The sequence below is a fragment of the Demequina sp. genome (assembly GCF_016278765.1).
GTDB lineage: Bacteria > Actinomycetota > Actinomycetes > Actinomycetales > Demequinaceae > Demequina.
In genome coordinates this window covers 79,626-88,205 of the sequence record NZ_JADQBE010000017.1, presented here as the reverse complement: position 1 = coordinate 88,205, position 8,580 = coordinate 79,626, and the positions used below count along the sequence as shown (strand labels likewise).

Annotated in this window: 7 protein-coding genes and 1 pseudogene; 5 read left to right on the top strand and 3 right to left on the bottom strand. The window is 67.3% G+C overall.

Features of this window, described 5'->3' with window-relative positions; all coding sequences use genetic code 11:
- Positions 1-622: glycerate kinase (locus tag QZZ29_RS03355; RefSeq protein ID WP_291381370.1), on the bottom strand; the 622-nt coding region annotated here is incomplete at its 3' end.
- A 55-nt stretch (positions 623-677) separates the two neighbouring features.
- Entirely contained in the window at positions 678-2,378 is a 1,701-nt protein-coding gene (locus QZZ29_RS03350; RefSeq protein WP_291381369.1) for a sugar phosphorylase, read from the bottom strand.
- A 136-nt stretch (positions 2,379-2,514) separates the two neighbouring features.
- On the opposite strand from QZZ29_RS03350, the gene QZZ29_RS03345 reads away from it, so the two are divergent.
- From QZZ29_RS03345 to QZZ29_RS03325, 5 genes and pseudogenes are all read left to right on the top strand, one after another.
- The gene (locus QZZ29_RS03345) at positions 2,515-3,909 is read left to right on the top strand and encodes an extracellular solute-binding protein (protein WP_291381368.1); all 1,395 of its coding nucleotides are present in this window, start codon (positions 2,515-2,517) and stop codon (positions 3,907-3,909) included.
- Position 3,910: 1 nt separating this feature from the next.
- Positions 3,911-4,849 carry a sugar ABC transporter permease gene (locus QZZ29_RS03340; RefSeq protein WP_291381367.1) on the top strand — a complete coding sequence of 313 codons (939 nt, stop codon included), beginning with the start codon at positions 3,911-3,913 and terminating at the stop codon, positions 4,847-4,849.
- The gene (locus QZZ29_RS03335; protein WP_291381366.1) at positions 4,846-5,712 is read left to right on the top strand and encodes a carbohydrate ABC transporter permease; all 867 of its coding nucleotides are present in this window, start codon (positions 4,846-4,848) and stop codon (positions 5,710-5,712) included. Before QZZ29_RS03340 ends, QZZ29_RS03335 begins: the two co-directional genes overlap by 4 nt.
- Positions 5,713-5,979: 267 nt before the next feature.
- Entirely contained in the window at positions 5,980-6,867 is an 888-nt protein-coding gene (locus QZZ29_RS03330) for an ROK family protein (protein WP_291381372.1), read from the top strand.
- Positions 6,861-7,085, top strand: a pseudogene (locus QZZ29_RS03325) (transposase); the annotation flags it as partial. The gene QZZ29_RS03330 and the pseudogene QZZ29_RS03325, both read left to right, overlap by 7 nt.
- A 316-nt stretch (positions 7,086-7,401) precedes the next feature.
- On the opposite strand, the gene QZZ29_RS03320 reads toward QZZ29_RS03325, so the two are convergent.
- Positions 7,402-8,445 (bottom strand): ROK family protein, encoded by a 1,044-nt coding sequence (locus QZZ29_RS03320; RefSeq protein ID WP_291381361.1) that lies wholly within the window; start codon positions 8,443-8,445, stop codon positions 7,402-7,404.
- Between the last annotated feature and the right edge of the window lie 135 nt (positions 8,446-8,580).

Here is an 8,580-nt window from a genome sequence, read left to right as displayed (position 1 = left end):
CCCCGGCGGCCCCCGCGCCAGCGATCCTGGCGACGTCCGCCCCCGCCTCGCGCAGCGCGGCAGCCCAGCTCTCCATCGCGTATTCGAGCTCCTCGATCAAGGCAGGGCCGACGCCCTTGTGTGGACCGAACATGCACGCCGCACCCGACGGCCCGAGCAGCGGCGAGGAGACGTCGGCCAGGCCGATGACCGCGCAGGGCAGCGCCTTCGGAAGCGCAACCCTCCCGGGGCGAGCGAGCAGGGGATTGACTTCAGGCACCGCACCTTCGGCGAACAACTCTGCCCCCGACCTGTCCCACACGCGCGCTCCGAGCGCGAGTAGCGCACCCGTGCCGCCGTCCGTACAGCCGATCCCCCCGAGCCCCACCAGCAGTTGCAAGGGCCCCCTCGCCCGCAGCGACCTGCGCCATCTGCATCCCAGGCCGTAGGAGTGCGCTCGGCGTGCCAGCGTGGGGGACGGCGTGCCCAGCCGCCCCGGGCCCACGGTGGTGGCGGACTCGATGACGGCAGCGTCGTCCAGCATCAGGTGACCGTCGGCCACGGGAGCGGCGGTGATCGCGGCGTCGGGGGCGGCACGGAGCGCCCCCTCCCGCACCGCAGCGCACGCCTGCGCGCTGGTCACCGACCCCTTGAAGGAGTCCAGGGCGGCAACGCGATGCGTTGCGTCATGGTGGTTCTCAGTCCTGCACAAGCCAGACGACGCCGTCGGCGGGCAGCGTGAGCCCGCCCTGGTGCCGGGCGTCGGTGAGCAGGTCGGTGCCGGACACACCTGCCACCGCAGCGGCGGCGCCGGAGACGTTGATCACGGCGACCACGCTGCCAATGCCTTCGCCGCGGTGCACGGCGAAAACGGCGGGCCCAAGATCGAGCACGCGCTGCGGGGAGAACGGGTTGAATGCCGCGTGCTCGGCGCGCACGCGCAGCATCCGGGTCAGCCCTGTGAAGATGCCCCGACGCCGGGGCGAGGTCTCGAGCTCGGCCAACAGTGCGTCGGCGTCGAGCTGTTTGCGGTTGATGCGTCGGTTGATTCCTGAGGACTCCATCCCGACAATGTCGTGGCTGGATCCGAACAGCGAGTGGTAGTAGATCGCGGGCACACCGATCACGGACAGCAGGATGGCATGGGCGGCAAGCACGCGCGACACTACCTGCTCGGCGTCGTCGAGCCGAGCAGGGTCCACGAGTGCGTCCAGGTAGGACACGTTGAGCTCGTACACGGAGCGGGAGCCATCGGGCTCATGCGCGTAGGAGGCGCGGCCTCCGTGGGCGACCACACGGTCAACGAGGGCCTGCTGTTCTGCGGAGGTGAGCAGTCCGTTTGAGGGCCGCATGCCGATGCCGTCGTGGCTGGCCAGGAAGTTGAACCAGGTGGCGGTGCCGCCTAGGTCTTCGAGTCCGGCCGCCCACTGCGTCAGCCGACCGGAGTCCCCACTCACAAACGAGTGAAGTACCAGGGGCGGTAGCGCGAACTGGTACACCATGTGCGCCTCGTTCGAGCCGTCGCCAAAATAGGTGACGTTGTCCGCATGGGGCACGTTCGTCTCGGTGAGCAGTCGCGCTCCGGGGGCCAGGTCGTCGAGAATCGCCCTCCAGATCCTGATGACCGCGTGGGTACCTGGCCGATGCAGGCACGTGGTACCTGACTCCTTCCACAGGTAGCCGATCGCGTCCAGCCGCACCGTGTCTGCGCCGGCGGCGAGGTAGCCCAGGAGCACATCGGTGAGTTCCAGCAGCGCAGCCGGGGTGGCGGCGTTGACGTCCACCTGGTCCGCGCCGAACGTGGTCCATGCAGTGGCGGTGGTGCCGTCTGGCCGCGCGTACTCATGCACCAGGGGGGTGGTGCGCGGCCGCACCACGTGGGTGGCGTCGAAGTCGGGGTCGGGGCTGAAGAAGTAGCCCGCATAGCGCTCGTCGCCCGCGAGCCAGCCGCAAAACCACGGTGATGCCGCCGACACGTGGTTGGCGACGAAGTCGAACATCAGGCCGTGCCTCTCGCCCAGCCGCGCGATGTCCTCCCATCCGCCCAGCGCGGGGTTGATGGCGCGATGATCGACCACCGCGAAGCCGTCGTCCGAGGTCCACGGGAACATCGGGAGCAGGTGAACGTCGCTGATGGCGTCGCCGATGACGTTGTCGACGATGGTGCGTAGCGTCGCCAGCGGTGCCTCGCCCGGTCGAGTGAACGAGTCGCCGTATGTGATGAGGTAGCTCGAGCGTTGCGTGAGCGAGGTCGCCTTCAGCGCGGCCAGGGACGAGCGGTGCTGCTCGGCAAGCCCAAGCAGGTCGCGGACCAGCCGCTCCCGCACCGCGGGATCGGAGTGAAGCACCGCCACCTGCTCCGTGATCCGCGTCGCGAGGTTGTTGTGCGGCCCTGGCATCGTCGTCTCCTCTTCGCCCCGAGCTTTCGGTGTCTCAAGGTCACTACTTTGTAACACACCTTGCTCAACTTCTGTAGTGATGTTATACATAAGTTTACGGGCGCCCCCCGTCACTCAACGAAGAGAGAAGGAAGCCATGTCGACGACGACACGACGCAGAACCCTCACAGGCACAGCCCTCGTGGCCACAGCCGTGCTGGCCCTCACCGCATGTGGATCCGGCACTCAGGTCAATGACGCCTCCGACGGCCTGCTCATGTGGACCCTTGAGGTACAACCGGACCGTCTTGAAACGCAACAGGCCGTGCTCGATGACTTCACCGCCGCTACCGGCATCGAGGTCGAACTCGTCCCCGTCGAGGAGGACCAGGTGGCGCAGCTCATGGCCGCCGCCGCGCTGTCCAACGAACTCCCCGACGTGATCTCTGCCGCCACCCTCGGGCTGGTGCGCTCCTTTGACGGCGAGGACTACGTCAGCACCGACATCGCGGCTGACGTGGTCTCCGACCTTGGCACTGAAACCTGGACCGACGCCTCCCTGGCCCTCACCTCCGACGGCGATCGCCAGCTCGCGGTGCCGTCCGATGCGTGGGCACAGATTCTGGTCTACCGCACCGACCTGTTCGATGAGGCGGACCTCGAGGCGCCCACCACGTACGAGAGCCTGCTGACCGCCGCCGAGACGTTGACGGGGAACGGCCAGTTTGGCATCACGCTCGCCACCGACCCCACGGGCAACTTCACCCAGCAGACCTTCGAGTCCATCGCGCTGGGCAATAACTGCCAGGTGGTCGACGACACGGGCGACATCACGCTGGACTCCGCCGAGTGTGCCGCCGCCGTCGAACTGTACACAGCGCTCGCGAACGACTACTCGCCAGCCGGAACTCAGACGGTTGAGTCCACCCGGGCGTCGTACTTCTCGGGCCAGTCGGCCATGATCATGTGGTCCACGTTCCTGCTCGACGAGCTCGCCGGGCTGCGCAACGATGCCGCACCGAGTTGCGATGAGTGCACCACCTCCACCTACCTCGCGGAGAACTCGGCGATCGTGCCGCTCGTCACCGGTCCCGACGCTGGCGACGCGGCGGGCTCGTACGGCGAGATCACATCGTTCGTGGCCACCTCGGCCGCCTCGCCCGACGAGACCACGCAGCTCATCGAGTACATGATGTCCGACGGCTACGTGCAGTGGCTGTCCATGGCGCCAGAGGGCAAGTTCCCCGCGCGGCTCGGCAGCGCCGACAACGGCACCGAGTACGCCGACGCCTGGGCGTCGCTCGAGACCGGTGTGGACACCCGCGCGCCGCTGGGCGACATCTACGACACCGACACCATCACCACGCTGTCCGGCATCGCCTCGAACATCTCGCGGTGGGCGCTGACGCAGGGCCAGGGCTCGCTCGTGGGGCCGATGACGGCGGAGTTGCCGCTGGCCAAGATTATTGCCGACGCCGCGACGGGCTCCATCGACGCGCCGACAGCGCAGCAGGAGATGGTCGACGCGGTCACCGAGATTGCCAACCGCTGACGTGTCCATCTCGACCGAGAGCCGTCAGGCGGGGGCCAAGCGCCCCCGCCTGACTCCGTCGCAGCGCCGCAATAACCGCGACGGGTGGTCGATGAGCGCGCCGATCGTCGTGATCGTCGTGGCCGTCGTCATCGTGCCCATCCTGTGGACACTGGTGCTGTCCTTCCAGGACGCGCGCTATTCGGACGTGGCCCGCAACGGCTTGTTCAATCCGCTCACGCTCGAGAACTACACGGACGTCTTCACGTCTCCCGGCTTCTGGGAGTCGCTGTGGGTCACCGTCGTCTACACCGCCAGCACCACCGTCGGCTCCATCGCGTTGGGCTTTGCCGTGGCGCTCGCGCTACGGGACGTGTTCCGGGGTCGCGGCATCGTGCGTGCGGTGTTCCTGCTGCCGTATGTGGCACCCGTGGTGGCGGTGGCGTATGTGTGGAAGGTCATGCTGAACCCGCAGTTTGGCGTCCTCAACGCCTTTGGCACCTCGTACCTGGGCTGGGACCAGCCCATCGACTTCCTGGGCCGCGCACCGTACGCGCTCGGCACCGTCATCGTGTTCGAGATCTGGCGGTACTTTCCCTTCGCGCTGATGTTCTTCTCCGCCGCGCTCACGGGCCTCTCCCGCGAGGTCGAGGAGGCCGCCCTCGTGGACGGCGCGACGCCGTGGCAGAAGTTCAGGTTCATCATCGCGCCGCAGATGATGCCCGTCATCGTGCTGCTGACCCTGCTGCGCCTGGTGATGACCTTCAACAAGTTCGACGACATCTTCCTGCTGACCGGCGGCGCCGCCGACACCCAGGTGGCGGCGGTGCGGGTCTACGACCAGCTGGTGGGCTCCTCGAACATCGGCGCCGCCTCCGCCAACTCGGTGGTGCTCGCAGTCATCCTCGGCGTGGGGCTGACCTTCTACATGCGCCTGACCAGGGGGAAGGACTCCCGATGAGCTCCGTGCAATTCCAGACCGTCCTGTTCAGGGTGCTCAAGTGGATCCTCATTGGCGGCCTGCTGCTCAGCGTCCTGTTCCCGTTCTACTACATGGTGGTCATGAGTTTTGTGCCCATCCAAGACCTGCTGCGCGACCCCCTGCAGATCGTCCCCGGCCTTGAGCAGCTGACGCTTGAGACGTATCGCCAGGTGGTGGCCTCGGAGGGCGACGGGGGCTTCGGCTTCGCACGCTTCATGCGCAACTCGGCGCTGGTGGCCGCAGGAGCCACGGCGCTGACGATGCTCCTGGCGGTGCCGGCGTCGTACGCCATCACGCGCTTCACGTTCATGGGACGACGCCAACTGTCCGCGATGTTCATCGCCGTGTACATGTTCCCGCAGATCATCATCGCGGTGCCCGTGTTCGTGGGCTTCCAGGTGCTGGGCCTCGGCTCTTCGCTCATCGGCCTGACCATTGCGTACATCGCGCTGACAGTACCGGTCTCCGTGCATATGCTGCGCTCCTACATGGAGGGCATCCCCGAGTCGATCGACGAGGCAGCGATGATCGACGGCGCGACGCGCTGGCAGATCATGCGCCGCATCACCGTGCCGCTCGCCGCCCCCACCATCATGTCCACCGCGCTGTACTCGTTCATGATCGCGTGGAACGAGTTCCTGTTCGCGCTGCTGTTCCTGTCCGCCAAGCCCGATCTGTGGACCGTGTCGCTGGGCCTGACGCGGCTGGCAGATGGGCAGGAGGTGTCCCGTACTATCTTGATGGCGGGCAGCGTGCTGCTGACCGTGCCGATCGTGTTTTTGTATGGCATCGCCGAGCGATGGCTCACCGAGGGCCTTACCGCTGGTGCCGACAAGGGTTAGGACAACGGTGTGAGCCAAGGCCCCGGCGAGACGCTGGCGTTGATCCGCAGCGGAGAGGCGACCACGCGCGGTGAGTTGCTGGAGGCCACGGGCCTGTCGCGCGTGACCGTCGCGCGCCGTCTCGAGAAGTTGCTGGCCGCCCGCATAGTCCGCGAGCGGGGCACCGGCTCCGCGACCGGTGGGCGCAGGGCAGCGGTGTTCGTATTCGAGCCGGACGTGGTGGTGCTGGCCGCCGCCCTGGATGTCGTGGGCGGCGACGTCGCGGTGATGGGTCCTCACGGCGAGGTGCTCGCGCGCTTGGCGCTCGACGCCGCAGTGGACGAGGGCCCCGAGCGCACGCTGGAGCGGGTGGGCGACGCGTGGATGCAGGCGCTGGAATCCGCGGGGATTGCCCAAGCGCGGGTGATCGCTGCGGCGATCTCGCTACCGGGGCCAACGGATCCGCTGGCACATCGGCTGTACGACCCGCCGATCATGCCGGGCTGGTCCGGCTGGCCCATCGTCGATACCCTGCGCGAGACGTTCGACGTGCCGGTCTTTGTGGAGAACGACGCCGACGCGATGGCGTTCGGCGAGGCCAAAGGCGTGGACCCCCACCACACCCTGGTGCTGGTCAAGGCCTCGGCGTACATCGGTGCTGGCCTGGTGATCGAGGGCAGGATCTTTCGTGGCGCCGACGGCGGGGCCGGCGACATCGGCCACGTCAAAGTGGGCGGCGACGCGCTGTGTCGGTGCGGACGTCACGGGTGTCTTGCGGCGGAGGCCTCGGGCGCGGCCGTGATGGCGCGGCTCGCGGAGCAGGGAGTGGCCCTTGCCGACGTGAGCCAGATTCATGACTTCGTGGAGAGGGGCGACCTGCGGGCCACGACCGAACAGCGTCGCGCGGCGGAGCTGATCGGCAAGGTGCTCGCCACCGTGGTGGGCGTGGTGAACCCTTCGCACCTGGTCATCAGCGGTTCGATGGTGTCGCCAGCCCTGATCGCGACTATCCGCTCCGTGGTGTACGCAGCGTCGCTTCCGCGCGCCACGCGCCACCTCGAGATCCGCGCGGGCGGCCTCGGAGGAGACGCCGCCCTGGTCGGCTTGACCCGGGTGGCGATCGATGAGATGTACTCGGCGGACGCGGTGAACGAGAGGCTGGGAACCGACGCCTGAACAAAGAGATCCGCCGTCGCACCGACGCCGTCGGGATCTTCCCCAACCGTGACAGCATCATCCGCCTCGTCGGCGCCGTCCTCGCCGAGCAAACCGACGAATGGACCGAGTCCAAACGCTACCTCGGACTCGAGATCCTGGCCCGCTGCCGCCTCACCACCGTCCCTGACACCAACCCCGAGGAGGTGGACGCCGGGCCCCTCGCCCTCGCCGCCTAACGAAGGATCGAGCTACACCACTTCCCGGGGCTTGACCTCGTGGAGCTACCCGGTGGCCGACGGGCGCGACCGTGACCCTGACGGGCAGCGCCGAAACGGGGCACGGCGAGGCGAGGATACTCCCGTCGCGCAGGAAGGGAAAAACCTGCTCGCTGTCAGCGCCGGTGGCGGCCACAGCGTCCCCAGCATTGTCAACCAAACCGCGGGCATCTGGCCAGACCCAATCCGCCACTTGCGGCTGATCTTCGCCAAACTCGCGTGCATCACGGCGGGCCTCCAGACGCATGCCGAACAGCGGCTGCGCAAGGTGCTGCAGTTACAGCGACACGCCAAGATGTTTGGCGAGCACCATCGCAGCGGCACCGAGCAAGCCCGAATCTTGGTCGAGTTCCGAGTAGAGCACCTCGATGCCGTCGGCTAAGGCGGGCATCGATCTGGCGATGACTCGCCGCTGGAGCTCAGCGCGGAATGGTTCGCCAGCTTGCACGACGTTCCCATGCAGGATGAACACGCGAAGTGACAAGAGTTGGACCAGGTTCGCCATCCCCAACGCGAGGTTGTCTGCGTACACGTCCAGCAGTTCCTGGGCCGCTGAGTCTCCAGCCGCGGCCCGCTTCGCCAGCCGACCAGGAGTCGTTTCGTGCCCCCCGGGAATCCCACGTCGGACGCTTTCTGCGCGAAGCCATCGAGTCGACGCCACCGTCTCCCAGCATCCGCGGAGCCCACACGTGCACCAGTCACCGTCTCGGTCCACGCAGGTGTGCCCTAATTGCGTTGTGTAGCCGCGAACACCTGCCAGCAGTTGGCCAGGCAGCATGACACCCGCACCGACTCCGATGTCGATCTGCAGTGCCGCGAAGTCACTGCGTCCTCGGCCCTGTCCAAACCATTTCTCCCCAATGGCGAAAGCGCGCACGTCTTGTTCCAGTCGGACCGGTGCGCCGAAGCGACGCGAGAGCGCGGCAGGCAGAGCCGAACCTACGAGTCCGGGCACCGCCGTGCACACGAGGACTTGACCCGCTTCGGGGTCGCAGAGCGCCGGTACCGTCAGTCCCACTCCAGTGAGGCGCCCTCGATAGTCACCCAGCACGTCGTCTGCAGCTCGAAGCACCCGCTGCTCGAGTTCAATGGTGGAACATCCCGCAGGTAGCGGTTCCTGCTTGCGAGCGAGCGGCACGCCTCGTGCGTCGACGACGGCAGTCTCGACCCGGCCCCTGGTAACGGCCACGGCCCCGCAGAGAAGTGCTTCTGGAGCAAACGACAGTGGTCGACCGGGCTTGCCGATCCCGTCGGCCGGGGGTTGAGCCTCTCCCTCCACCAGCACGCCAGCTTGCATGAGCCCAGAGACGATGGTGCTCACAGTTGCGCGCTGGACGTTGATCTCCCGAGCGAGATCGGCTCGGGATGTAGGTCCACCCTCGAATAGGGCCTGAAGCACCCGGGCCCTGTTTGCCGTGCCAACGTCCGACGACGACAGGAGACCGGCCCGCAATGG

What these genes read in the sequence shown, in the direction of transcription:
- QZZ29_RS03350 (WP_291381369.1), bottom strand. Translation starts at nt 2,378, where the DNA reads ATGCCAGGGCCGCACAACAACCTCGCGACGCGGATCACGGAGCAGGTG.
- QZZ29_RS03345 (WP_291381368.1), top strand. Translation starts at nt 2,515, where the DNA reads ATGTCGACGACGACACGACGCAGAACCCTCACAGGCACAGCCCTCGTG.
- QZZ29_RS03335 (WP_291381366.1), top strand. Translation starts at nt 4,846, where the DNA reads ATGAGCTCCGTGCAATTCCAGACCGTCCTGTTCAGGGTGCTCAAGTGG.
- QZZ29_RS03330 (WP_291381372.1), top strand. Translation starts at nt 5,980, where the DNA reads ATGGGTCCTCACGGCGAGGTGCTCGCGCGCTTGGCGCTCGACGCCGCA.